Annotated in this window: 23 protein-coding genes; 14 read left to right on the top strand and 9 right to left on the bottom strand. The window is 58.0% G+C overall.

Annotated elements, in window-relative coordinates; translation table 11 throughout:
* Nucleotides 1-72: 72 nt before the first annotated feature.
* The 5 genes from ACLI1M_RS06300 to mptB all read right to left on the bottom strand — a co-directional run bounded on the left by ACLI1M_RS06300 (nt 73) and on the right by mptB (nt 5,707).
* A complete protein-coding gene (locus ACLI1M_RS06300; RefSeq protein ID WP_248098391.1) occupies nt 73-1,062 on the bottom strand; it encodes a quinone oxidoreductase family protein in 990 nt (329 codons plus the stop codon).
* Between the two features lie 64 nt (nt 1,063-1,126).
* Nucleotides 1,127-2,155, bottom strand: a complete 1,029-nt coding sequence (locus ACLI1M_RS06295; protein ID WP_248098379.1) for a COX15/CtaA family protein — start codon at nt 2,153-2,155, stop codon at nt 1,127-1,129.
* A gap of 69 nt (nt 2,156-2,224) precedes the next feature.
* On the bottom strand, nt 2,225-2,989 hold the full coding sequence (locus tag ACLI1M_RS06290; RefSeq protein ID WP_248098376.1) for an ABC transporter permease: 765 nt from the start codon (nt 2,987-2,989) through the stop codon (nt 2,225-2,227).
* Between the two features lie 57 nt (nt 2,990-3,046).
* Entirely contained in the window at nt 3,047-3,976 is a 930-nt protein-coding gene (locus tag ACLI1M_RS06285; RefSeq protein WP_248098373.1) for an ABC transporter ATP-binding protein, read from the bottom strand.
* 6 nt (nt 3,977-3,982) lie between these two features.
* Nucleotides 3,983-5,707, bottom strand: a complete 1,725-nt coding sequence (mptB, locus tag ACLI1M_RS06280; protein ID WP_411706470.1) for a polyprenol phosphomannose-dependent alpha 1,6 mannosyltransferase MptB — start codon at nt 5,705-5,707, stop codon at nt 3,983-3,985.
* 268 nt (nt 5,708-5,975) lie between these two features.
* Between mptB and ACLI1M_RS06275 the strand changes: the two genes are divergently transcribed.
* The 9 genes from ACLI1M_RS06275 to ACLI1M_RS06235 all read left to right on the top strand — a co-directional run bounded on the left by ACLI1M_RS06275 (nt 5,976) and on the right by ACLI1M_RS06235 (nt 15,321).
* A complete protein-coding gene (locus tag ACLI1M_RS06275) occupies nt 5,976-6,713 on the top strand; it encodes a helix-turn-helix transcriptional regulator (RefSeq protein WP_239203998.1) in 738 nt (245 codons plus the stop codon).
* Nucleotides 6,710-8,149 (top strand): Fe-S cluster assembly protein SufB, encoded by a 1,440-nt coding sequence (sufB, locus tag ACLI1M_RS06270; protein WP_282439125.1) that lies wholly within the window; start codon nt 6,710-6,712, stop codon nt 8,147-8,149. Before ACLI1M_RS06275 ends, sufB begins: the two co-directional genes overlap by 4 nt.
* A 5-nt stretch (nt 8,150-8,154) precedes the next feature.
* Nucleotides 8,155-9,309, top strand: a complete 1,155-nt coding sequence (sufD, locus tag ACLI1M_RS06265; protein ID WP_023021512.1) for a Fe-S cluster assembly protein SufD — start codon at nt 8,155-8,157, stop codon at nt 9,307-9,309.
* A gap of 29 nt (nt 9,310-9,338) precedes the next feature.
* Nucleotides 9,339-10,097, top strand: a complete 759-nt coding sequence (gene sufC, locus ACLI1M_RS06260; RefSeq protein WP_023021513.1) for a Fe-S cluster assembly ATPase SufC — start codon at nt 9,339-9,341, stop codon at nt 10,095-10,097.
* A 45-nt stretch (nt 10,098-10,142) separates the two neighbouring features.
* Complete coding sequence (locus ACLI1M_RS06255) at nt 10,143-11,390, top strand: cysteine desulfurase (RefSeq protein ID WP_248098359.1); 1,248 nt, start codon at nt 10,143-10,145, stop codon at nt 11,388-11,390.
* The gene (gene sufU / locus ACLI1M_RS06250; RefSeq protein ID WP_023021515.1) at nt 11,387-11,839 is read left to right on the top strand and encodes a Fe-S cluster assembly sulfur transfer protein SufU; all 453 of its coding nucleotides are present in this window, start codon (nt 11,387-11,389) and stop codon (nt 11,837-11,839) included. The genes ACLI1M_RS06255 and sufU overlap by 4 nt, the downstream gene beginning before the upstream one ends.
* On the top strand, nt 11,840-12,247 hold the full coding sequence (locus ACLI1M_RS06245) for a metal-sulfur cluster assembly factor (RefSeq protein WP_023021516.1): 408 nt from the start codon (nt 11,840-11,842) through the stop codon (nt 12,245-12,247). It begins immediately after the preceding gene.
* 113 nt (nt 12,248-12,360) lie between these two features.
* Nucleotides 12,361-13,992: an ABC-F family ATP-binding cassette domain-containing protein gene (locus ACLI1M_RS06240; protein ID WP_023021517.1), complete on the top strand. Its 1,632-nt coding sequence runs from the start codon at nt 12,361-12,363 to the stop codon at nt 13,990-13,992.
* 6 nt (nt 13,993-13,998) lie between these two features.
* Complete coding sequence (locus ACLI1M_RS06235; RefSeq protein ID WP_248098357.1) at nt 13,999-15,321, top strand: DUF2254 domain-containing protein; 1,323 nt, start codon at nt 13,999-14,001, stop codon at nt 15,319-15,321.
* A 24-nt stretch (nt 15,322-15,345) separates the two neighbouring features.
* Here the strand turns inward: ACLI1M_RS06235 and ACLI1M_RS06230 are convergent, their stop codons facing one another.
* Nucleotides 15,346-16,710, bottom strand: a complete 1,365-nt coding sequence (locus ACLI1M_RS06230; protein ID WP_248098354.1) for a PFL family protein — start codon at nt 16,708-16,710, stop codon at nt 15,346-15,348.
* Nucleotides 16,711-16,980, bottom strand: coding sequence for an ACT domain-containing protein (locus ACLI1M_RS06225; protein WP_023021520.1), 270 nt, complete (start codon nt 16,978-16,980; stop codon nt 16,711-16,713). It abuts the gene before it with no gap.
* 103 nt (nt 16,981-17,083) lie between these two features.
* Between ACLI1M_RS06225 and ACLI1M_RS06220 the strand changes: the two genes are divergently transcribed.
* From ACLI1M_RS06220 to ACLI1M_RS06200, 5 genes are all read left to right on the top strand, one after another.
* On the top strand, nt 17,084-17,758 hold the full coding sequence (locus tag ACLI1M_RS06220) for an NAD(P)H-binding protein (RefSeq protein WP_023021521.1): 675 nt from the start codon (nt 17,084-17,086) through the stop codon (nt 17,756-17,758).
* Between the two features lie 21 nt (nt 17,759-17,779).
* Nucleotides 17,780-18,745 carry a nucleoside hydrolase gene (locus ACLI1M_RS06215; RefSeq protein ID WP_248098352.1) on the top strand — a complete coding sequence of 322 codons (966 nt, stop codon included), beginning with the start codon at nt 17,780-17,782 and terminating at the stop codon, nt 18,743-18,745.
* Nucleotides 18,746-18,891: 146 nt separating this feature from the next.
* Nucleotides 18,892-19,638: an ECF transporter S component gene (locus ACLI1M_RS06210; protein WP_396335104.1), complete on the top strand. Its 747-nt coding sequence runs from the start codon at nt 18,892-18,894 to the stop codon at nt 19,636-19,638.
* Nucleotides 19,638-20,330, top strand: coding sequence for an energy-coupling factor transporter transmembrane component T family protein (locus ACLI1M_RS06205; protein ID WP_248098350.1), 693 nt, complete (start codon nt 19,638-19,640; stop codon nt 20,328-20,330). Before ACLI1M_RS06210 ends, ACLI1M_RS06205 begins: the two co-directional genes overlap by 1 nt.
* Nucleotides 20,321-21,457 carry an ABC transporter gene (locus tag ACLI1M_RS06200; RefSeq protein WP_248098347.1) on the top strand — a complete coding sequence of 379 codons (1,137 nt, stop codon included), beginning with the start codon at nt 20,321-20,323 and terminating at the stop codon, nt 21,455-21,457. The genes ACLI1M_RS06205 and ACLI1M_RS06200 overlap by 10 nt, the downstream gene beginning before the upstream one ends.
* A gap of 74 nt (nt 21,458-21,531) precedes the next feature.
* Here ACLI1M_RS06200 and ACLI1M_RS06195 read toward each other — a convergent pair whose 3' ends face one another.
* Both ACLI1M_RS06195 and can read right to left on the bottom strand, forming a co-directional pair.
* Nucleotides 21,532-22,107, bottom strand: coding sequence for a TetR/AcrR family transcriptional regulator (locus ACLI1M_RS06195; protein WP_049378160.1), 576 nt, complete (start codon nt 22,105-22,107; stop codon nt 21,532-21,534).
* Nucleotides 22,108-22,297: 190 nt separating this feature from the next.
* On the bottom strand, nt 22,298-25,111 hold the full coding sequence (gene can / locus ACLI1M_RS06190; protein ID WP_248098344.1) for an aconitate hydratase: 2,814 nt from the start codon (nt 25,109-25,111) through the stop codon (nt 22,298-22,300).
* Nucleotides 25,112-25,206 lie beyond the last annotated feature (95 nt).

Genomic DNA, 25,206 nt, shown 5'->3' with positions numbered 1-25,206 from the left:
GCGGGGCAAAAAGAGCGCGGGAGAAGCAATGCTGCTTTTCTCCCGCGCTCTAGGTGTGTAGGTGGGTGGAACCTAGTCCTTGTTCCCGTCTCCGTCGCCGTCTTGGACGCGCAGAACGATGGAGCCGGTAGTCTTGCGCTCCTGCAGGTCGCGGTGAGCCGCAGCGGTTTCTGCCAAAGGATAGGAGGCCGTGACGTTAAAGCGTAGGTCGCCGTCCATGACAGCTTGGACGACTGCCTGGGCGCGCATTTGAAACTCGCCTTCTTGTGCCGTCCATGCGCCGATGGAAGGCCGCGTCAGGAAGATGGACCCATGCTTGTTCAGCAGCTGTGGGTCGATAGGCTCAACCGGACCAGAGGCGGCACCAAAAAGCGCGACGGTGCCGCGTGGACGTACTGCCTCTAGCGATTCCTGGAAGGTAGCTTTGCCGACGCCGTCATAAACCACGTCGACGCCCTTGTCACCGTTGTAGCGGCGAACTTGCTCGGCGAGTCCCTCGCCGTAGCGAAAAACCTTATCCGCCCCGGCCGCGTAGGATAGTTCTTCCTTTTCGTCCGTGGACACGACCGTATAAACGGTAGCGCCTAGCGACGATGCCATCTGGGTGAGGATTTGCCCCACGCCGCCGGCACCGGCGGTAATCAGGCAAGAAGCACCTTCGCCCAATTGATAGACCCCGTGCGCTAGATAGTGCGCGGTAATGCCTTGGAGCAACATGGATGCTGCGACCTCAGGTTGGAAATCGTCTGGGACTGCCACCAGCCCCTCGCGCGGGACGCAGACCTTCTCGGCGTAGGAGCCGAAGGCCTGGTTCCACGCCACCATTGTGCCTTCAGCAATTTCTCCCTTTGGGTCGTGGACGACTCGCCCGGTACCTTCGAATCCGGGAATGAATGGGGTGGCCGCGTTGTAAATGCCCTCACGGTAGTAGGTATCGATGTAGTTGACGCCGGCCATGATGACGTCCACCAATACCTCATCGTCATTCGGGGTGGGGGCGGGAACTTCGGTATAGCGAAGTACTTCTGGTCCGCCGGTTTCTGTGACCTGAATTGCGTGCATATAGCCAGGCTAGCGCAAAAAGCCGGCCGAGTGCAGGACTTCGGCCGGCTGGTTGCGCTGCGCGTTAAGCCGTCGCGCGTGCTGCTTCTAGCGAGGCTTGGCGTGCGGCGTACTTTTCATCGCCGCTAGGGGAGCCGGTGATGAGATCTGCGGTGCCATCGGTACGGCGTACGCCGTGTGCCCACAGTAGTGCGGTATAGGCCGTGACAAAGGAGGATAGCCCAATGTGGAAAGGAACAGTCCAGCGCGGAATGCTCATATAGAACTGGTAGACGCCTACGGCCCACTGGATAAGGATGCAGGCGATGAGGACCCAGCCCGCCTTCTTCGCGTCCTGTGGGGCACGGTTCTTATAGAGCAGGAAGATGGTAATCACGGTAAGCGTCAGGTAGGCGTACATGCACATGGCGTGGGTGACGGCCATGGCTTCGGTATCCACCTGCAAGCGGCCTTCCATTCCGACCCCGGAATCGCCAGAGTGGACGCCCGAACCGGTAACCATAGTGCCGGTGATAAGGACAATGCTGAGGGCAACTGTAGCGACTGCAGCGAGTAAGCGAATCGCCTGGGGGAATCGTGCTCGTGGCGTTCCGTCATCGGGTTCCAAGATGCGGGAATAGAGCATTGCCGCCAGCCATACCAAGAGCATTGATGGCAGGAAGTGCAGTGCTACAGACCACCAGCGCAGGTCGAGATGGACAGAAATCCCGCCAATGACTGCCTGTAGCACAATGCCAGCGACATTGAGCCATGCATACACCTTAAGCTCTGTGCGCCGACGTGCCATGCGCATGGCGATGACGGCGGCTACCGCCGCAGCGGAGACGACGAACGTGAGCAGGCGGTTACCAAACTCGATGGCCTGGTGCAGTGCAGGAGCGGCGCCTTCCATGGGGACAAGGGAGCCAGGCTGGCACTCGGGCCAGGTAGGGCAGCCGAGTCCCGAGCCGGTCACGCGGACAATGGACCCAGACACGGTAATGCCACCCTGGCACAAGAGAAGGATGAGCGCGATGAGGCGCTGTTGCTGCAGCGTAGGGGCGGCCTCTTTAAAGAAGCGCTTGATTTTTGTCCAGTAATTCACGCATAGCATCCTACTAGTCGGGAGATTTTGGGCATAAAAATTCCTCTTGTTTCGGGCGGAACCGGACAAAAGTCACATTTAGCCCTCGAAGCGGAACCAACGGACCGCTGCGAACGACGCCACGGCGAGCCAGGCGGCCAAGGACACGAGTTCCAGACCGGGGAAGGTGGAGTTGGAGGCGTCGGTAAGTGCGCCTGCCAGAGCGACGGTGGGGACCACGTTGAGGATGCCATTATCGCCCAATCCCTGGGAGTACAGGGTCCACCCGACCACGCCGAGGAGCACGAACCAGATGAGGTTGGCCAGCGCGAGCACCATCTCTGAACTAAGCGTGCCGCCAAGCAGTAGCCCCATGGCGGTAAAAGCCGCGACGCCAAAGCAAAGGGAGAGGAGCATGAGCAACACCCCACCCGCGCTGATACGCAGACCCAAAATGAAGGCGGCTATACCCAGGACAATGATTTGGAATACCACCATCGTGAGCACGCCGAGGATTTTGCCGCCGATAATGGCCCACGCCGGCACCCCGGATGCCCCGGTGCGCTTGAGGGCCCCGTACCGTCGGTCAAAGGCAAGTGAAATAGCTTGACCGGTAAAGCCCGCAGAGGTGGCCGCAACTGCAAGCACCATGGGGAAAACCTCGTGCAGGCCGTGCTTGGTAACGGACTCCAAGTGGGCCGCACCAATGAGGATGGCCAGTGGAATGATGACGCTGAGCAGTTGCTGCTCGCCGTGGCGGAGCATGAGCTTAGCTTCCATCGTGCCTTGCGCGAGCAGCATAGCGCCGGCGCTGGTCCGCTTGGGGGCGGGAGTAAAGGTCCCGGGTTTAAAGGTAGTGCTCATAAATGGCTTCTTTCCTCGACGCAATAAATTGAATATTTTCCCAAGACGGGATTGCAGCTAGCTGCGCAAGTGGCGGCCCGTGAGGTCAAGGAATACCTCTTCCAGATTGCGGTGGGCCGCATCTAAGTACCGCAGTAAGACTCCTTGGCGGGCGAGCTCAGCGCTGAGCGTGGCGATGGTCTCGGGAGTGCCGGCTTGGCTCAAGCGGTAATGCAGGGGACGGGATTTGGTGGCATTAATCCCCGCCGCAGCTAGGGCCTCCATATCTACGTCGATGTCGGTGCTGAAATTAAGCCCTGCCGATTCTGTCTGGGCGGTAAGTTCTGCGGGGGTGCCGTGAGCTACCAGCTGACCATGATCCATGATGGCCAAGCGGTCTGCCAGCGACTCCGCCTCATCCATCAGGTGGGTGGTTAGAACGATGGTTACGCCATCACGCTGCAAAGCTCGGACTAGGTCCCAGACCGCCAACCGGGATTGTGCATCCATGCCTGCAGTAGGTTCATCCAGAAAAACCAACTCGGGTCGTCCGATGATAGCCAAGGCGAGGGACAAGCGTTGCTGTTGTCCTCCAGATAGCCTGCGATAAGGGGTGCGGGCCACCCCCTCGAGTCCCAACGTTTCTAGTAACCACTGCGGGGAGAGAGGCTGGGCGCTGTATCGGGCAGAAAGCTCCAGCATTTCTAGCACGCGGATGCCGGAATAGGAACCGCCGCCTTGGAGCATGATGCCGACCTTTTCTCGCACCCTATCTGGTTCGGTACTTGGGTTTAGCCCTAGGACGTCGATGGTGCCGCTGGTGGGATGGAGAAAGCCCTCTGACATTTCAATCGTCGTGGACTTTCCGGCGCCATTGGGGCCAAGGAGACAAAAGACCTCGCCCTGGGCAACGCTGAGGTTAAGGCCATTTACGGCAGTGGTGGAGCCAAACTTCTTCACCACGTTGTCCAAGGTTAGGGCTGGGCGGTCGGCTGAAATGGAATTCACGTGGCATTAGTTTAGGACACGGATTCCGCTGCGCCGCACTGCAACCCACCACAGGGTGGCGATAGCAGTGAAGGCACAGGCGGCTGACACGTAGACCACAATGATGGTGCTGGGGGGAAGGCCGAGACCGCGCGGCAGCACAAAGAAGCTCATCGCTGCGGAATAGGCTACGACGCTGAAGCGGAAAATGAGCCTATTAGCCCACGCGGCCAAAGGTAGTACGGCCCATAGGATGTACCACGGATGGACGACGGGGAAAAAGATAACCAGTACTAAAGAGGCGATGCCGAGTCCTCCCACGGGGTGGATGTGGCCGCGCAAGGTGGCAAAGAGCATGCGGGCCATGAAGGCTACCGCCACGAGAACACCAAAGGTGCGGGTGACTGTGAGAATGGCTTCGGTGTGGTCGCCAAGGCCTAGGAGCATTCCGATAAAACCGGTACCTACGCCTACGGCGGTGGACGTAGAAAGCCACGAGCGAATGGACGCCGCCCCGCCTTGCCCGGTAATCCACCCCAAGCTAATGCCGGTGCAGACGCTAATAAGAGCAACGGTTGCTACTAAAACGATTATTTGCAAAGCGATGGCGTAGGCCAGGGCCTTCCAGCGTGCCGTACCGTGTGCGTTGATGAGGCGGCGAGCGTAGGCCATGCCCACAAAGCCCAGCCCAATAAAGCCAGTAACCTTGACCATTCCGGCACAGGAAAGGCAAAAACCGGAAGCTACCAGGGCTAGGTAGGCACTGCGTCGGGAGGCATCCAGCTTGTCGACGCCGCGGAGACCCAGTTCCATGCCCACCAATAGCAAACCCAACATGATGGACTCATTATGGATTCCGCCCACTAGATGCAAGATGGTCAGCGGGTTGAGGATGCCGAGCCACAGTGCAGATTCTGGAGATACCCGGCAGCGCCGCGCGAGACAGCTTATGGCCCAACCAGCAACAATAATCCCGGCGATGGACAATAGGCGATGGGTGATAACGCCCAAGAGGATGGAGTTAGAAGTAACCGCGCTGACCACAGCTGCTAGGCCGAGTGCTACCGGGCCATAAGGGGAAGGGGAATTAGCCCAGATAAACGGCACGGAGCGGGCGAGCTTATTACCTGCCCCTAGCAATTGAACGGGCCCGGCAGAATATGGATCCATGCCCTGTGCCACGATGGAACCATTAGCCAAGTAGGAGTAGATATCTTGGGTGAATAGCGGGGCGGTAAAAATCAACGGGATGACCCACCCCGCCCAGGTTTGCCACAGTTGATGCGTGGTCACCAGACGGCGAGCACCCGCTGGGGCGGTGGCCTTGTCCTGAGGTTGGCGCAAGGGGGTTCCGACAAAGGGGGCGAGGAACACCCAAGCGGAGACCAATAGGCCTACTCCCACCATTACTATGGCGGAGGAAGTTTGCAGCATGCGGGACATCAAGGAGCCGAAGGGCACGTTGTCGTAGGGATTGCCCACCACGGGGAGTGCGCCGGCGCCTAGGGCGCCGAACGCAATGAGCAGGGAGCCTACCGTGCCTACCCAGCGCAGAATGAAAAATGTCCGCCACTGTGCTGTGGTGGTGCGCTTGAGGCCATCCGCATTGGCGGGGACAAAATCAAACCGAGAATCAGGTTCGGCGGCCCCCGTGTCTTCGGCGTGTAACCGTGCCGACCCGGAACCAGCGGTACCCAGCTGCGGCAGCTCTGCCTTCACGCCAGAAAATAAGCCGCGGATTTTGCCTGTCATGGCATATGACTTTACGCGAATCAATTGCTTAAACCCCAGCGGGCCCGCCCACATCGTGGGCAGCACGGTCGAGTCGGGCCGTTAGGGGAGTGTTGCCACCCCCGTGCCACGCCGAAGTTTAGCCAATGGTGGCATTCCGGAATGAATTAAGGAACACTAGTGTTGTCTAATATTGAAGGCGCTGTTGAACTGCGGCGAGCATCCCGGAGCTACGGGAGGACGTTGCGGGGCGGCAGTAAGTGTCTGAAGCGCGAAGGGAGGTCCCAGCATGAGCAGTCCGCAACGTAGTGTGGCTACGCCGAAGCCGGCGAAGGAATCCCGCACCACGGATGGTGATACCCGCCGTCAAGTCATGCTGTTGCTGTTGAAAGACGGGCCCGTTACCGCTTCCCACTTGGGTGAACGCCTTGGCCTTTCTGCTGCCGGAATTCGCCGGCACTTAGACAACTTGGTGGAAGAGGAACTGACGGAGGTCGTGCGCCGCCGCCCCGCTCCCCGCGGCTCTGCGGTCAGCGGTTCTGGTCGCGGGCGGCCAGCCAAATACTTCCGCCTCACCGATCGTGGCCGCGCACAATTCGGTCACGCTTATGATGATCTGGCCTCAGAGGCCCTGACAGCTTTACGCGCGGTCGGCGGGTCCGAGGCCGTCAAACACTTTGCCAAAGTCCGCTTTGAGCGCCTCGTGGCAGATGTTCGGCCTCTGATAGAAGAGGGCGAGTCTGTTGAAGACGTGGCTCGCAAGCTGGCCGAGGTCTTGGATGAGCACGGGTACGCCGCCACGGTGGACCGCGCCGGCCAAGGAGTGCAGATCTGTCAACACCATTGTCCGGTCTCCCACGTGGCGGCCGAGCATCCAGAGCTGTGTGAGGCGGAACAGGAAGTCTTTTCTGCTTTATTAGGCAAACACGTACAGCCTTTGGCTTCCATTGCTGGAGGTCACGGAATCTGTACCACTAACATCCCCTTGACACCCGTTAATACAAATACTGAAAGGAGCGAGTCATGACCCAGGCACAATCGGCACCCGACAACAAGATGACCGATGATGAAATCATTGATTCCATTGGTGCATATGAGTACGGCTGGCACGACTCGGACGCGGCTGGTGCTTCTGCTCGCCGCGGCTTAAACGAAGATGTAGTACGCGATATTTCCGCCAAGAAGGGCGAGCCAGAATGGATGCTTAACCAGCGCCTAAAGGCTCTCAATATCTTTGATAAAAAGCCCATCCCCACGTGGGGTGCGGACCTATCTGGCATCGACTTTGACCAGATCAAGTACTACGTGAAGTCCACCGAGGAGCAGGCCCAGACGTGGGAAGACCTCCCGGATGACATTAAGGCCACCTACGATAAGTTGGGCATTCCAGAGGCCGAAAAGCAGCGCCTCGTTGCAGGTGTGGCAGCCCAGTACGAGTCTGAGGTTGTCTACCACCAGATTCGTGAGGACCTAGAAAGCCAGGGCGTTATCTTCGTCGATACCGACACCGCGCTGCGTGATTACCCAGAGCTCTTCAAGGAGTATTTCGGTACCGTCATTCCCGCGGGCGATAATAAGTTCTCCGCGCTGAACTCCGCCGTGTGGTCGGGTGGCTCCTTCATTTACGTGCCAAAGGGAGTGCACGTGGATATTCCGCTGCAGGCTTATTTCCGCATCAACACGGAAAACATGGGTCAGTTTGAGCGCACCCTCATCATCGTTGACGAGGACGCCTATGTGCACTACGTCGAGGGCTGTACCGCACCTATCTATAAATCCGACTCTTTGCACTCTGCAGTAGTAGAGATCATCGTGAAGAAGGGCGGCCGTTGCCGCTACACCACCATTCAGAACTGGTCCAGCAACGTCTACAACTTGGTGACCAAGCGCACCAAGGTAGAAGAGGGTGGCACCATGGAATGGGTCGACGGCAATATTGGTTCCAAGGTCACGATGAAGTACCCGGCAGTGTGGATGACCGGACCATATGCAAAGGGCGAGGTCCTCTCCGTTGCCTTTGCTGGTGAGGACCAGTTCCAAGACACCGGTGCCAAGATGACCCACATGGCCCCGCACACCTCTTCCAATATCGTTTCCAAGTCGGTGGCTCGTGCCGGCGGTCGCGCCGCTTACCGCGGCTTGGTGCAGGTCAATCGGAACGCGCACCATTCCACGTCGAATGTCGAATGCGATGCACTGTTGGTCGACAATATCTCGCGTTCGGATACATACCCGTATAACGACATCCGCAATGACCACGTCACGCTGGGCCATGAGGCAACCGTTTCCCAGGTTTCTGAGGAGCAGCTGTTCTACTTGATGTCCCGCGGCATTGCGGAAGAAGAAGCAATGGCGATGATCGTGCGTGGCTTCGTTGAGCCGATTGCTAAGGAGTTGCCGATGGAGTACGCCCTCGAGCTCAACCGCCTCATCGAACTGCAAATGGAAGGATCGGTCGGCTAAAGAAAATGGTCGCTTCGAACGAATTCAATCCGGATAAGATCACCAAGGGTGATGTCTTTACCTCCACCAACGTGGAGGACTTCCCGGTGCCACACGGCCGTGACGAGGTCTGGCGCTTTGTTTCCCTGCGCAAGCTCCGTGGCCTGCATAATGGCGAGTTTGCTGAGGCTGTAGCCCAGGATGTCACCGTGAGCGAGCACCCGGGCGTAAGCTCCGAGACCGTCGCTCGTGATGATGAACGATTGGGCCGTGTAGGTACCCCGTCTGATCGTGTCGCGGCACAGGCATGGACCTCCATGCCAGAAGGCCAGGTTGTCACCATCGATGCAGAGGCTCAGGTCGAAGAACCCGTCGTCATTACCTATACCGGCAAGGGCGAGGGCGTAACGTCCTTTGGCGCCACCTCCATCGAGGTAGGCCACCACGCTGAAGCTACCGTCATTTTGAAGTATGTCGGCTCCGGCACCCACGCGGATAACGTCGAGTTCATCGTGGGCGATGGTGCTCACTTGACCGTTGTCGTTGACGTTGACTGGGAAGACGATGCGGTTCACCTGTCCAACCACGTTGCCCAGCTCGGCCGCGATTCCGTGCTACGCCATAACTCCGCCATCTTTGGCGGCGAAGTAGTACGCATCGTGCCGCGCGTGAACTTCACCGAGCAAGGTGGCGACGCAGAGCTATTGGGCGTGTACTTCGCGGACGAAGGCCAGTACTTTGAGAACCGCATGCTCGTGGATCACTCCGTTCCTAACTGCCGTTCCCATGTTCTTTATAAGGGCGCGCTGCAGGGTACTAAGCAAAATGAGGCCCGCACCTGCTGGGTGGGCGATGTTCTCATTCGCTCCAATGCACAGGGCACTGATACCTACGAGACCAATAACAACCTGATCCTGACCGAGGGCGCTCGCGCGGATGCAATCCCTAACCTGGAGATTGAGACTGGTGAAATTACCGGCGCCGGCCACGCAGCCACCGTTGGTCGCTTCGATGACATTGAGTTGTTCTACCTCATGTCTCGCGGCATTCCAGAGGCTGAAGCCCGCCGCCTCATCATCCGTGGCTTCTTCAATGAGGTCATCCACCGCATCCCGGTGCAGTCCCTGTCTGAGGAATTGGAAGACCGCATTTCCGAAGAACTGGAAAAGATCTCCGCCTAAAGCTTTCATAGAAGGAAACCACACACATTATGTCTACTCTGGAAATTAAGAACCTCCACGCTCAAGTGCTGCCGACGGAAGAAGGCGGCGAGCCGAAGGAAATTCTCAAGGGCGTCAACCTGACGATCAACTCTGGCGAGATCCACGCCATCATGGGCCCGAACGGCTCCGGCAAGTCCACCTTGTCCTACACCATCGCCGGCCACCCAAAGTATGAGGTTACCGAGGGCGAGGTGCTGCTCGACGGCGAAAACCTACTGGACATGCCCGTCGATGAGCGCGCTCGTGCCGGCCTTTTCCTGGCAATGCAGTACCCCACTGAGGTCCCGGGCGTAAAGGTCTCCCAGTTCATGCGTTCCGCCGTCACCTCCATCCGCGGTGAGGCACCGAAGCTGCGTGAATGGAATAAGGAGCTTACCCAGGCCCGCGAGAACCTGAAGATCGATAAGTCCTTCATCTCTCGCTCCGTTAACGAGGGATTTTCCGGTGGCGAGAAGAAGCGCCATGAGGTTATGCAGCTGGATATCCTCAAGCCAAAGTTCGCAGTGATGGATGAGACGGACTCCGGCTTGGACGTTGACGCCTTGCGCATCGTTTCTGAGGGCATCAACAGCTACCAGAAGGAAACCAATGGTGGCATTTTGATGATTACCCACTATAAGCGCATCCTGAACTACGTGAAGCCGGACTTTGTCCACGTCTTCGCTGATGGCCACGTCATCAAGACCGGTGGCGCCGAATTGGCCGATCAGCTCGAGTCTGACGGCTACGACCAGTTCCTCAAGTAAGGACCGGCCACCGGCCGGTCAACCGAGACTATCCTAAGAAGATTCATGTCTGGATTTGATGTAAACGCAATCAGGGAGCAGTTCCCGATTCTCCAGCGCACCGTCCGAGGCGATAAGCCTCTGGTGTATCTGGATTCAGGCGCTACCTCCCAGCGCCCGCTGTCGGTGTGGAAGGCGGAAGAGGAGTTTGTGTTGCATACGAACGCCCCTGTTCACCGCGGTTCCTACCAGTTGGCGGAAGAAGCCGATGATGCCTATGAGTCCGCACGGCAGGCTATCGCCGCGTTCGTAGGCGCGGACCGCGATGAAATCGCCTTTAGCAAAAACGCCACCGAGGCCCTGAACGAGGTTGCTTATGTGCTTAGCGACGAACGCGCGGGGGACCTCTACGTAGGCGAGGGCGATACCGTTGTGATCACCGAACTGGAGCATCACGCTAACTTGGTGCCGTGGCAGGAGCTTTGCGCTCGTACCGGCGCTACGTTGAAGTGGTACTCCACGACCGAAGACGGTCGCATCGATCTCGATTCGCTCGAACTCGATGAATCCGTCAAGGTCGTTGCGTTTACCCATCAGTCCAATGTGACCGGTGCTGTGGCGGATGTCGATGAGCTGGTACGCCGCGCCCGCGCGGTTGACGCCATGGTTGTACTCGACGCCTGCCAGTCGGTGCCGCACATGGCGGTAGATTTCCACGCCTTGGATGTGGACTTCGCGGCGTTTTCCGGTCACAAGATGTGTGGCCCCAGCGGCGTTGGTGTCCTCTACGGCAAGGAGGAGCTGCTCAAAAAGCTGCCGCCTTTCTTGACCGGTGGCTCCATGATTGAGATTGTCAAGATGGAACAGACAACCTTTGCCGAGCCGCCGACACGCTTTGAGGCAGGCACGCAGATGACCAGCCAGGTAGTAGGCCTCGGCGCCGCGGTGAAGTTTTTGGAAGAAGTGGGCATGGATAATATCCACGCGCACGAAAAGAAACTTACGGAGCGCGCACTGCGCCAGCTGAAGGAAATCCCGGGCCTGCGCATCATCGGCCCGGAAACCACTGAAAACCGCGGCGGTGCCATTTCTTTCACCGTGGACGGCGTTCACCCGCATGACTTGGGCCAGGTCCTCGATGACCACGGCGTGTCCATTCGCGTTGGCCACCACTGCGCGTGGCCATTGCACCGCGCCTGCGGGGCACAGTCCACCGCCCGAGCCAGCTTCTACCTCTATAACACCGAGGAAGAAGTAGATAAGCTGGTGGAAGCAATCAAGGCCGCCCGCGAATTCTTTGGAGTTGCCTCATGAACCTAGATTCCATGTACCAGGACGTCATCCTGGACCACTACAAGAACCCGCAGCACGCCGGACTGAGGGAGCCTTATCAGGCTGAGGTTCACCATGTGAACCCGTCCTGCGGAGATGAGCTGACCCTGCGCGTGCGTCTTTCCGATGACGGCAAGACCGTTGAGGACGTCTCCTATGACGCGGAAGGCTGTTCCATCTCGCAAGCTTCTACCTCGGTTATGGCTGAAGAAATCGTTGGGCTACCGCTCGCGCAAGCCAATGAGAAGCTGGCCGAGTTTGAAAAGATGATCACCTCTCGCGGCCAGGACGAGGGCGATGAAGACCTCATCGGTGATGGCGTAGCCTTCGCCGGAGTGTCCCAGTACCCAGCGCGCGTAAAGTGTGCGCTCCTCGGATGGAAGGCCTTCCAGGCTGCTTCCGCCGATGCACTAACAGAAGTGGAGAGCTAGATGACTGATCCCGTAGATCCTTATCAGAACGAGAATTCCTCTTTCTCCGGCAGCGGCGAGCGACCGGAGCAAACCGAAGAGCAGATTTCCAAAGCCTTTGACGTCACCGAATTTATGCGAGACGTCATTGACCCTGAGCTCGGGATCAACGTTGTTGACTTGGGCCTTGTCTATGATCTGTGGTTCGAAGAGGACAATGGCAAGGAGATCGTCATGATTAATATGACGTTGACCTCGCCGGCCTGCCCATTGACCGATGTCATTGCTGAGCAGGTGGAAGACATCGTCAAGGCCAATAAATTGGCCGATGCCGTCCGTATCAACTGGGTATGGATGCCACCATGGGGTCCGCAGATGATTACGGAAGAGGGCCGCGAGCAACTTCAGGCCCTCGGCTTCGCGGTTTAAATCGCGTCCTACGCACACGCCTCCAGCAGCGCATTTCCCGGTCTAGGGAGACAGTTGTTGGGGGCGTTAGCGCGTCTTAGCGTCGGCAGCGTCAATTGCTAGACTGTTTCTTCGTGATTGTAACCAATGATTTCGAAGTCAGGGTAGGAGCGCGCACGCTTCTCGAAGCCCCAGGGCAGCACTTGCGTGTGCAACCCGGTGACCGCATCGGGCTTATCGGCCGCAACGGCGCGGGCAAGACGACGACTATGCGCATTTTGGCAGGGGAGACCGAGCCCTATGGCGGCTCAGTTACTCGTTCGGGCCCCATTGGTTATTTGCCCCAGGATTCCCGCGAAGGAAATATTGAACAGACCGCGCGAGAGCGCGTTCTCTCCGCCCGCGGTTTGGATGATCTCAAGCGCCGCATGGCCAAGCAACAAGAGCTTATGGAATCGGCCACTGACGATAAGTTCCGGGATAAGGCCATCCGGAAATACTCCCGCTTGGAGGAGCAATTCGAGTCGCTTGGCGGCTATGAAGCCGACTCCGAGTGCGCGCAAATATGCGATAATTTGGGTCTGCCGCAGCGCGTCCTAGACCAGCAACTCAAAACTCTCTCGGGTGGTCAGCGCCGCCGCGTGGAGCTAGCGCAAATTCTCTTTGCCGCTACCGAGGGGTCCGGAAAATCCCAGACCACCCTGCTCCTCGATGAGCCGACGAACCACTTGGACGCGGATTCTATTACGTGGCTCCGCCAATTCCTGTCCAAACATGAGGGCGGGCTCATTATGATTTCTCACGACGTCGAGCTGCTTGAGGCCGTGTGTAATAAGGTGTGGTTCCTCGATGCGGTTCGCGGCGAGGCCGATGTATACAACATGGGGTATAAGAAATACCTCGATGCTCGTGCTACCGATGAAGCGCGCCGTCGCCGAGAGCGGGCCAATGCGGAAAAGAAGGCATCCGCCCTGCAAAAGCAGGCTGCTAAGTTGGGTGCTAAGGCAACAAAGGCCGCTGCGGCCAAGCAAATGCTCCACCGCGCTGAGCGCATGATGAGCCAGCTCGATGAGGTGCGGGTGGCCGATAAGGTGGCCAATATTAAGTTCCCCGAGCCGGCACCGTGCGGTAAGACACCCATGAATGCCAAGGGGCTGACCAAGATGTACGGCTCCCTAGAGGTCTTCGCCGGGGTGGATTTGGCCATCGATAAAGGGTCAAGAGTAGTGGTGCTGGGCTATAACGGCGCGGGTAAGACCACGCTGTTGAAATTGCTGGCCGGAGTGGAGCGCACCGACGGTGAAGGTGGCATCGTCAGCGGCCACGGCTTGCGGATCGGCTATTTTGCGCAGGAACACGACACCATCGATCCGGATAAGTCTGTATGGCAAAACACCATTGACGCCTGCCCAGACGCGGATCAGCAGGAACTGCGTAGTCTGCTTGGTGCCTTCATGTTCTCCGGCGAGAAGTTGGAACAACCCGCGGGCACTCTATCCGGCGGTGAGAAGACGCGCCTAGCCTTGGCCGCGCTGGTCTCTAGCCGCGCGAATGTGCTGCTGCTGGATGAGCCGACGAATAACCTGGATCCAATCTCGCGCGAGCAGGTACTCGATGCGCTAAAAACCTATACGGGGGCCGTGGTGCTGGTTACGCACGATCCGGGCGCGGTCAAGGCTTTGGACCCGGAACGCGTAATCATCATGCCCGATGGTGACGAAGATTTGTGGTCCGATGACTACATGGAAATCGTGGAGCTAGCTTAGGAAAACATGAAGACGCTACTGGAGAGGATGCCTGCCTGGCGGGAAAAGTTTTGGCTAATCCCTGCAGTGGCGGTGGCCGTTGCCGCCGTCAGCGCAGAGTTGCTCATCGCGGTCGGTAGCCGTTTTCGCGTGGCAGCCACCCCCTTTTATGATGGCAGCGCCGATAGTGCCCAAGGGATTCTAAGCGCGGTAGCTACCTCGTCGCTGTCCCTTGCTGGCACCCTTTTCTTCATCACGCTGACCGCACTTTCTGGTGTTGTCACAGTAATGGGGCCGCGCCTGCTGCATGAGTTTCTAAAAGATCGCTCTATACAATCGACCCTGGCGATCTATCTTGCAACCTTCATTTTTGCCCTTCTTTCTTTACGTGCGGTGCAAACGGGCGGTAATGGGAAAGAAGAATATGTTCCTTCCTTGAACGTAGCAGTAACGGTGCTGTTGGCCATCGCCTGCGTAATCTTCCTCATTTATTTCATCGTCCATATTGCCCAATCGATCAGTATGTCTCACGTAGTTCACGTGGTGGCCGAAGACGTAGAGGACCACATGCGCCGGCTCATCCGGCGGGGCGAAGAGGAAAAAGCGGCCAAGGCTCCTGGGCCAGAATTTTACGTGGATGCGGAAAAGCGGCGCAGCAGTGGAACTGGCTACCTCAAGTTCGTCGACTATGACGCCATTGCGCAGGCAGCGGCACGGGAGAATTGCGCGGTGCACCTCGGCGTGGCGCCGGGTGACTTGGTACTGGAAGGCGAGGTTATCGCGCACGGTGTGCCGCGCCTGCCGGAAAATGTTGAGCGCCATATCGTGCTCACCCAGTACAGGGAGCATGCCTCAGCTCACGACCCTCGTTTTACCGCCCGGCACCTGGCGGAGATTGCTGCCCGCGCATTGAGTACTGGTGTCAATGATCCGTACACGGTCATCGATATCATTGACCGCTTTACCCAGATCCTCACCGTCATCGGGGATAAGCGGCTTCCGCAGGGCATTGTGCACGTTAACGGCGAGTTTCGCCTCGATTACCAAACGTTCAGCTATGAGGAAATTGTGGAGGCGATGTTCGCGCAGATTCGGCGGGACGCCGCCGATAACGCGGAGATTTACCTCAGTTTGCTGGATAACCTGGCCAAGGTAGTGGCCCTTTTGCGCACTGCTGAGCGCCGGAGCGTGCTTGCCGACGCCGCCCGGGCCATCTACTCTGATGCCCGCCGCCAAGTTGGCGGCGAGGTGGAATTAAAACAGCTGGAATCTTCCTACCAGCATTTCCAGGACAACCTCGCCGAAAGGGCGGAGTCGGAGAAACCCGGCGAAGAGCACGCCGCGGACTAGGCAGCGGCGCAGTTGCCGCTCTCCTTAGTTGCGGAATCCATGCACTGGAGCGGGGATGAAGCCGCCGCGGTTAATGAACTGCGCGTTGCCTACTTCATTGACCGGGATCACCGGTGCGTAGCCCAGCAGGCCGCCGAAGCTCACCTCGTCGCCCACCTGGGCGCCAGGAACCGGGATCACGCGTACCGCCGTGGTCTTATGATTCATCACGCCGATGGCGGCCTCGTCAGCAATCATGCCCGAAATCGTCGCGGCCGAGGTATCGCCCGGCAGCGCAATCATGTCAAAGCCCACCGAGCAAATGGCGGTCATGGCCTCCAGCTTGTCCATGGAGATAGAGCCAGACTTAACCGCATCGATCATCCCCTTATCCTCGGAGACCGGGATGAAGGAGCCAGACAAACCGCCGACGCGGGAGCAGGCCATCATGCCGCCCTTCTTTACGGCGTCGTTAAGCAGAGCCAAAGCAGCAGTTGTGCCGTGCGTGCCTACTTGGTCCAATCCCATATGCTCAAGGATGTGGGCCACCGAATCTCCCAATTCGGCAGTAGGGGCAAGCGAAAGGTCGATGATGCCGAAGGGTACGCCAAGGCGCTCGGAGGCCATGGTGCCCACTAGTTGCCCGGCGCGGGTGATCTTGAAAGCGGCCTTCTTGACTTCTTCCGCTACCTGGTCCAGGCTGGCCCCTTCGAGCGATCCCAAGGCGCGGTCGACAACACCTGGGCCAGAAACGCCGACGGAGACTACGCAATCGGGTTCTTCGATGCCGTGGAACGCGCCGGCCATAAATGGGTTGTCACCCACAGAGTTAGCAAAGACCACCAGCTTGGCGCAGGCAATGGCGGAATTGTCCTTGGTCAGCTCGGCAGCTTCCTTGATAACCTCGCCCATCTTCCTTGCCGCATCCATGTTGATACCGGCGCGGGAACTGGCGATATTGACGGAGGAACACACGACGTCAGTCGTAGCCAGCGCTTCTGGAATGGAACTTATGAGCTTTTGTTCCGCGGTGGTAGCGCCCTTTTCGACCAGAGCGGAATAGCCGCCCACGAAGTTGACTCCTACCTCTTTGGCTGCCTTGTCCAGTGCCTTTGCGGCGTCGACGGGGTTTCCTTCTACACCGGCTACCACCAAGGATATTGGGGTCACGGAGATACGCTTATTTACGATGGGGATACCCAGCTCGCCTTCGATGCCTTCGCATACCTCCACTAGGCGCCCGGCCTGCTGCGTGACGCGGTCATAGATGGCCTGGCAGGTAGCGTCCATGGTGGATCGGGTGCATCCAAGGAGGGAGATGCCCATGGTTACGGTGCGGATATCGAGACGATAGTTCTCAATCATCTCGATGGTGTCCAAGATATTAGTGGTATTAAAACGCGTGCTCATTTAAATCTCATTCATGGCGGTGAAGAGGTCTTCGGACTGAATGCGGATGGACTGGTGCTTTTCTTCCGCCACGGGGCGCATATGCTCCTTGATGGTCTGGATGGAGACCTTATCCGCATCAAATTCGACGCGGAGGATCATGGTGAAGTAACCGCCCATGAGTGTTTGGGACACGTCAATGACGTTGATATCGAGTTGGGCAAGGGTAGTGGTCACCGCGGCGATAATGCCGGTGCTATCGGCTCCGGTGACGGTCATAATGGCATACATGCAAGCAATTCTATCTGCTCGCTGCAGCCACCGCCGCCATTTTGCCACCGGTACTGGCCGGGGTCGCTGCGGGCAAGAGGCGTCGTTGTTACGGTGGGGAGGTATGACTGATAAAAAGAAGATTCTGTACATCGGTGGACATGGCAAGGTCGGCCTGTTGGCCGCCCCAAAGCTGGTGGAGGCCGGACACGAGGTCCACTCCCTTATCCGCAACCCTGAGCAGAAGTCTGAGATTGAAAAGCTCGGCGCGACCCCGGTATTGGCCGATATTACCGAGCAGACCGTTGCGCAGTGGGCGGAGCTTTTCGCCGCTTATGACGCCGTAGTGTGGGGCGCTGGCAACGGCGGCCGCGGTGGGGCAGACCTTACGTGGGCCGTTGACCGCGATGGTGCCCTCGCCACCCTCGACGCTATGGAGACGCTGCAGCAGGAGGGAAAGAACCTGCCTGCCTACCTCATGATTTCCTATGTCGGTTCCCAGGAAGCCACCACGGATCCCGCCGACGAGAAGTGGTATGCCTACGTTGAGTCCAAGAAGGAAGTGGACAATCGCCTTGCTCAGGCAGAGTTTCCGCACCTTATCCTCAAGCCAGCAATGCTGACCGAGGAACCAGCACAGGGGCTGGAGCAGATCGAGGATAAGGCGCTACAGGAGTCCATGACTTCTTCGCGCGAGCTGGTCGCCGATGTCATTGTCGAGGCCCTCGGCCGCGAAACCCTGCCGGAATCCCCGCTCGCCTTTGTAGATGGCGACAATCCGGTGAGCTCCATCAAGTAAGGCGTTAGACTGGCTGGCACTATGATTGCCACGCCTCCAGCTATTTTAATTGATTGTGACCCCGGCATAGATGATTGCCTCGCCCTGATGTATTTGGCGGGCCTTCATCAGGCCGGGGAAATTGAGCTGGTGGGCGTTACCACTACAGCCGGCAACGTCGAGGCCTATCAGACTGCGGCCAATGCCCGCTGGATCCTGGATTTGTGCTCGCTTGCCGATGTCCCCGTAGCCCCCGGTTTGACCCGCCCTTTGAAGGTGGATCTCACCACAACCCCTGAGACCCATGGTTCGACGGGATTGGGCTATGCCACTGCACCTACTACCACGCTGCACCACAGCGATTGGCAGCGTCTATGGAAAGAAGCACTAGCCGCTCATCACGATCTGCAGTTGATTGTTACCGGGCCGGTCACCAATCTTGCAGCATTTGAAAAAGCCCATAGTGAAGCCGTCGCGCAGTTTGGCGCCATTACCATCATGGGCGGCGCGGTTAACTACCGGGGAAATACCACCCCGACCGCGGAATGGAACTTTTGGGTTGATCCGCACGCCGCCGCCCAGCACTTTCATTCATCTGCCCCGCGCGTTCCCACCACACTATGTTCGCTTGAGCTAACAGAGCAGTTTCTCATTACCCCACAGCGCCTAGAAGCGGTCATGGAATTATTGCACGGACACCCTATGGCACAAATCCTGCCGGATGTGTTGCGCTACTATTTTGAATTCCACCAAGCGCAGGGGGAAGGCTATCAGGCCCAAATCCACGACCTTTTGACGTGCATGATCGCCTTAGAGCAGATCGACTTCGAGGTTGTAGAAACTACCGTTGATGTCGAAGCGGAATCGCCGCTACTGCGGGGGACGAGCGTTGCGGACTTGCGAAACCACTGGGGCCGAGCCCACAACGCACGACTGGTTACGAGCGCAGATATGGAAGCCGCGCATCAAGAATGTCTGCGGGGGTTTACACTATTGGCTTCACGCTAGTGGCTTTTAAAGAGCAGAACCTCTACTATTATCCGCGGCGCACGTGCCGTGCGGGATCGCTTTCCGAGGTGACATAGGAAAGCAGCACCATCCGCGGTCGGCGTTTTTCTATGCCCTTTTTCTATTTATGGATTTGGACTTTTATTGTGTCACAGCTTTCTCTCACCCCCGCCCGCAAGGCCATGGTCATCGCGGGTGCATTAATCGTTGCCGCGACTTGGATTTACCTGGTGCTTTTGCGCCCCACGGACTGGCATTCTGTTGCTGGTTCGACTGAAGCGCTCGTTACCCTGAGCGGCTATCTTATCGGCGCCGCGCTCCTGCTTGCTGGCACCGTGCCGGCTTTACCAGCGCGAACCATCGCCATCATCCCGGTGGCGCTGGTCCTTAATATTGTCGTTGGTGAAATCATTGGTTCAATCGGCATACCTCTCTATATCGATTCCGTGGGAACTATCCTGGTAGCCGCGCTTGCCGGTCCCATTGCTGGCTTGGCTACCGGCACGCTGTCTTCTGTCGTCTGGGGCTTGCTCAACCCCGCTGCTTTGCCTTTCGCTGCAGTGTCCGCCGCCACGGGATTCCTATCCGGATTCGTCATCAAGAAGGGCGCATTTACCAAGGTATGGTGGGTCATTCTCAGTGGCGCCGTCATTGGCATTGTCTCCGGCATGCTCGCCGCCCCTGTCGCTGCCTTTGTTTATGGCGGTACTGCGGGTCTTGGTACGGGCGCGGTTGTCTCGCTCTTTCGCGAGCTGGGCAATTCCCTTATCGCCTCGGTTACCCTGCAGTCCTTCATCTCAGATCCCCTGGATAAAACGCTGGTTTTCCTCATCGTCTGGGCAGCGGTAAAAGCTTTGCCGCAACGCACCCGTGAATCGCTGCAACCACGCTGATGAGCCGCCTTCATCCTGCCACCGTAGTCACCATTGCGGCCTGCGGCTGGCTTCTTACCTTGGCGCTAAACACCCCAGTGGCGTCGGCAAGCGTCATGCTCGTTGCCCTTGCCTGCGGTACTGTATCTACCCGCAACGCCTCCGTGATTTTGACTACGATTGCACTGAGCGTGCCAGCGGCCCTTTCCATGCTGGTCATTCATGCTCCCTACGGTCACACCCCAGTTGCGCCTCTGCTTACTGCCGACGGCCTGATGCTCGCCGGTAGCCTCAGCCTCCGCTTCTGTGCGCTCATGGCCTGCTTCATCGCAGCAATGGCGGCGCTGCGCATCGCGGATATCGCCAAATGGCTGCAAGTCTCCCGCGCCGGACACAAGGTGGCGTATGTGGTTGGTTCCTCCCTACAGACCTTGCCCCAAGGTGCGCATGCCTGGCGATGCGTCCGTGAAGCCAACCAATTAGCCGGAATCACCATAACCTGGCGCAATACCATCTCTCGCGTCATTATTCCTGTCATCGCTCGCCTCCTCATCCAAGGAACTCAACGCGGCCAAGCCCTGGCCGCTATCGGGTTCGACCAGGAAGGGCAACGCAGCTTATTGCGGCCCGTTGCCGATTCCAGGTTGTCCCGAGTCTTACGCTTCCTCATCCCGCTAGTGTGCCTTGCGGTGGTGATTGCTAGATGGATCTAGCCCACCTTCGCCCCACCCCTGGGGCCATCATCCAGGTACTCGTCGATCCTGATAAAGCAGTAGAAGATGTTGCGGCGCAGCTAGCGGAATCTTTATCCACCGCAGCAATCGTCGGCACGGATGCTTCCGCACAAATTAGTTTCCTGCGCGAGACCTGTATTGAAGAAGTAGTACTTGGCCTGGAAAACGCGGGTGTGCCTGCGGAGGAGATGCAAGTCCGCGGGGAGCATATGCTTAGCGCAGTGGGCCTTTCTGCCTACTGTGAACATGACCCCGCGCAGCTGTCTGGCGGCCAAACTCGCAGATTAGCCGCAGCCTGTGTGGCCATCCGCGAGCCCGTGATCATGATCATTTGTGAACCCGCAGCTGGCCTCGATTCAGAGTCGCGCGCACAAGTGATTAACCTTCTGCAGGCAATGCCGCATACCTGCGTTATTGCCGTATCGAGTACTACCTGGCCAGAGCTAGGCGGAGAAATCATAGGAACAGAACCACTCGTAGCACCCCTCAACCTGCCGCGGGTATATGCGCGCGGGAGGCAGGGGAGCATAGGCCCGCTAATTGCCCAGCGAGGACCAAAGAAGAAAAGGTGGTGGCAATTTTCCCAGCCCACCGGAACAACCTTTAGCGTCGGACCCGTAGAAATCCCCACCGTGGAAGCCGGGGTGACGTGGTTGCGCGGTGATAATGGTAGCGGTAAAACGTCGCTCTTGCGCGCCGCCGCCGGGCTTGATGGCGGGGGAGTTGTACGAAATCTTCCCGCCCTTGCTATGCAGTCGCCGTTTGACCAGGCGGCATTTTCCACAGTGGAGGAATTTGTACCCAATGAAGCTTTGCGCAACCTGTTGGGATTAAATCCTGCTGATCATCCCTTAGATTTGTCATCATCACGCCTGCGGCTTGCGCAAGTGGCCCACGTTATTGGGCAGCACCGCCAGAAGGTGCTGCTCGACGAGCCAGATACCTTGCTTTCCGCCGCGGACCGATGGCTCATGCACCAACTAATCCACTACGGCCTACAGTCCGGCAGTGCCTTAGTGGTTACCTGCCATGATCCGCAGTTTGTGGCGGAAATATCGACCTACGCCCAAGTCACGGAAAAGAAATTACCGTCACCGCGCCGCTGAGCCCATGCTAAAAGCTCCCGGCTATTGCGTGTTTCAAGTAACAAGCAGCCGGGAGCAGGACTGTTCAGACGGGATTAAGACAGATCCGCCTGACCGCCACGGATAGATTGCTCTACTAAGTCAAGGACTTTTTCCAGCTCTGCGGTTTCGCCCAAGGCGAGCCGGTTGATGAACCCATCCATAAACACCTCTAGATAGATAGCCAAGGTGTCGATTTCAACATCATCGCGCAGGCGGCCCTTGTCCGCATTGGACGCCAAGCGTGCGCGCACGGCCTCGCCACGAACCGACTGGTTTTCCTTCCACCTAGCGGCGAAGGAAGGATCAGTGCGGAGGAGGGATGTGATTTCCAAGCGAGTGGCTAGCCAATCGTGACGCTCAGGATGTTGGAGCATCTCACGCATTACTTCAACCAAGCCATTGTGGGCAACGACCTCGGCCTGACGAGCGGCATCTTCTTGCGCCAAGGCAAGAAAGAGAGACTCTTTGTCACCGAAGTGGTGAAAGATTGCGCCGCGGGACTTGCCCGTTGCCTGTTCTAGTAGACGAACTGTAGCTCCCTCGTACCCGTGCTCTGCAAAACACCGGCGAGCGCCTACGAGAATGTCGTGCCGACGGCGGCTGAGTTCAGATTCGCTGACGATTGGCATAGTAGGCAACTCTCCTTCATGGGGAACGTCTAAAGAATAATAAATCAGTAATTTTGAATAAGAATAAAATCTATGCGACGAAACGCGGGGCCGCAGCGCCCTCTACGGGGGAGGGCGGTGCAACCCCGCGTTATCGACCGAACCTAAGCCCTTAGCCCCTTCAGGGGCCTAAGGAGTGTGCGGAAAGCGCCTAGCTCTTGACCATCTGACGTAGGACGTACTGCAGGATGCCGCCGTGGCGGAAGTAGTCAGCCTCACCCGGGGTGTCAATGCGGACGTCAGCGTCAAACTCGACGGTTTCGCCGGACTCCTTGGTGGCGGTGACGTGGACGGTCTTCGGGATGGAGCCTTCATTGAAGGCGGTGATGCCCTCAATATCGAAGGTTTCAGTGCCATCCAGTCCCAAGGACTCGTGGGACTCGCCCTGTGGGAACTGCAGTGGGATAACGCCCATGCCGATCAGGTTGGAACGGTGGATGCGCTCGAAGGACTCAGTGATTACAGCCTTTACGCCAAGCAGGTTGGTGCCCTTTGCAGCCCAGTCACGGGAGGAACCAGTGCCGTACTCCTTACCAGCGATGACTACCAGCGGAATGCCGGCTTCCTTATAGTTCTGGCAAGCATCGAAGATGAAGGCCTGTGGGCCGCCTTCCTGGGTAAAGTCACGGGTGTAGCCACCAGTGACATCGACCAGCTGGTTAGCCAGGCGAATATTCGCAAAGGTACCGCGCATCATGACCTCGTGGTTACCACGGCGAGAGCCCAGGGAGTTGTAGTCCTTGCGTGCAACGCCGTTTTCATCAAGGTACTGCGCAGCCGGGGTACCCGGCTTAATAGCGGAAGCGGGGGAGATGTGGTCGGTAGTGACGGAATCGCCGAGCTTCGCCAGAACGCGCGCCCCCTTGATGTCTTCAAGCGGGTTTGGCTCGGTAGGCATGCCATCGAAGTAAGGAGCCTTGCGGATGTAGGTGGAATCCTCATCCCACTTGAAGGTCTCGCCTTCCGGCACATCCAAGTTGCGCCAGGCATCGTCGCCCTTGAAGACGTCGGCGTAGTCAGCCTCGTACATCTCACGAGAGATGGCAGACTGAATGGTGTCCTCGATCTCCTGCGGGGATGGCCAGATGTCCTTCAGGTAGACATCGTTGCCTTCCTTATCCTGACCCAGGGGCTGTGCATCAAAGTCAAAGTCCATGGTGCCGGCAATGGCGTAGGCAATGACCATGATTGGGGATGCCAAGTAGTTCATCTTGACGTCCGGAGAGATGCGGCCCTCGAAGTTGCGGTTACCGGAAAGTACCGCGGTGGCGGCAAGGTCATTTTCGTTGATGGCTGCGGATACCTCATCCGGCAATGGGCCGGAGTTACCGATACAGGTGGTGCAACCGAAACCGGAGAGGTAGAAGCCCATTGCCTCGAGGTCCTTCCAGAGATCTGCACGCTGGAAGTAACCATCAACAACCTGGGAACCAGGGGCACAGATGGTCTTAACCCACGGCTTGGACTGGAGGCCCTTTTCTGCTGCCTTGCGAGCAATAAGACCTGCGCCCACCATCACGGATGGGTTAGAGGTGTTGGTACAGGAAGTGATGGAGGCGATAGCGACCATGCCGTGGTCCAAGGTGAACTCGCCACCATTCTGGGACTCAACGGTAATCGGGTTGGAGTGACGGCCCTTTGCACCAAGAGCGGAGGACTCGCCGTGGCCTTCGCGGGCCTTGTTCAAACCGCCGGTGACGTCTTCCATGGCCGGAGCGCCGCCTTCTGCGGACATGCGCTTTGCCTCAACAGAGGTTTCGTCGACGCAAACCTCGTCGGTGGTGTAGTTAGCCAAATCCTTGCGGAACTGCTCCTTGGCCTCGGTCAGCAGGATACGGTCCTGCGGGCGCTTTGGACCAGCAATGGAAGGAACGACGGTGGACAGGTCCAGCTCGAGGTACTCGGAGTACTTTGCCTCCGGGGCATCCTCTTCCAGCCACATTCCCTGCGCCTTGGCGTATGCTTCAACGCGGTCAATCTGCTCCTGTGGGCGTCCGGTGAGCTCGAGGTACTTGGTGGTCTCCTCATCAATTGGGAAGATTGCCGCGGTGGAACCGAACTCAGGGGACATGTTGCCGATGGTGGCGCGGTTAGCCAGCGGAACGGACTTGACGCCGTTGCCGTAGAATTCTACGAACTTCTGGACAACGCCGTGCTCGCGCAGCATCTCAGTGATGGTAAGTACGACGTCGGTTGCGGTAACGCCGGTGGGAATCTCACCGGTCAGCTTGAAGCCGACGACCTTCGGGATGAGCATGGATACCGGCTGTCCAAGCATCGCAGCCTCTGCCTCGATGCCGCCAACGCCCCAGCCAAGAATGCCCAGGCCGTTTTCCATGGTGGTGTGGGAGTCGGTACCGATACAGGTATCAGGGTAAGCAAGGCCCTCGTTGTCGAATACAACGCGGGACAGGTACTCGATATTTACCTGGTGGACGATGCCGGTTCCTGGAGGTACAACGCGGAAGTTGGAGAAGTTCTCAGCACCCCAGCGAAGGAACTGGTAGCGCTCTTCGTTGCGCTGGTACTCAATTTCAACGTTCTTTTCCAGTGCATCGGTGGAGCCGAAGGCCTCAACGATGACGGAGTGGTCAATAACCATCTCAGCTGGGTTGAGCGGGTTGACCTGATCCGGAGTACCACCCAAGGCAGAGACAGCCTCACGCATGGTAGCAAGGTCAACAACGCAAGGAACGCCGGTGAAGTCCTGCATGAGGACGCGTGCTGGGGTGAACTGGATTTCGGTGTCTGGCTCTGCTTCCGGGTCCCAGTTTGCCAGGGCGTTGATGTGGTCCTTGGTTACGTTCTTGCCGTCCTCATGGCGCAGCAGATTCTCTGCTAACACCTTGAGGGAGTAAGGCAACTTCTCCAAGCCGGAGACGGAGTTGATGTCAAAGTAGTCATAAGACTTGCCGTTGACGTCAAGGGTCTTCTTGGCCTCGAAGGAGTTCAAGCTTTCAGTCACAGGGAGCTCCATTCCTTGTTGATAAACAGTGTGTTCTGTTTGGTACTCGTCGTCTGTCGTTACCGCGGGGCGGTGCTCTGCGTCTTCGGTCACTA

It is taken from the genome of Corynebacterium sp. LaCa54 (genome assembly GCF_046717495.1).
In the GTDB taxonomy this organism is placed as follows: domain Bacteria; phylum Actinomycetota; class Actinomycetes; order Mycobacteriales; family Mycobacteriaceae; genus Corynebacterium; species Corynebacterium kefirresidentii.
The sequence above is the reverse complement of the archived record's forward strand: the minus strand, read 5'-3'. Positions and strand labels throughout refer to the sequence as shown.